This window comes from Methylocystis suflitae, assembly GCF_024448135.1.
In the GTDB taxonomy this organism is placed as follows: domain Bacteria; phylum Pseudomonadota; class Alphaproteobacteria; order Rhizobiales; family Beijerinckiaceae; genus Methylocystis; species Methylocystis suflitae.
Genome location: NZ_JAMRYX010000200.1, coordinates 1 through 301, shown reverse-complemented (window position 1 = coordinate 301; position 301 = coordinate 1). Strand labels below are relative to the sequence as shown.

1 pseudogene is annotated in these 301 nt (G+C 69.8%); it reads left to right on the top strand.

The features are described 5' to 3' along the window. Positions 1-32: 32 nt before the first annotated feature. Positions 33-301, top strand: a pseudogene (locus NEI07_RS15255) (anti-sigma factor family protein); the annotation flags it as partial.

Sequence of the window (301 nt, the reverse complement as noted above, 5' to 3'; positions counted from 1 at the left end):
TTCTGGCAAGCCGTCCCCCGGCGCAGAGCCCGATGACGCGCGCCATCGCCGCCACGAGTTACGCCGCGCGGGCGGGCTTGACCTACGCGACTTACATTCTCGATCCGCGACCCGTGGAGGTCGAGGCCAGCCGGCGCGGCGAACTTCTCGCGTGGCTTCAGGAACGCGTGGGGTTTTCACGCGCGCCGGATTTGAGCGGCGTCGGATTGCGGCTGCTTGGCGGACGCGTCGCGCCCGGCGTCGCGGCGCCGGCGGCGTTTCTCGTCTATGAGCGCGACGATGGTGGGCGGGTTGGTCTTTA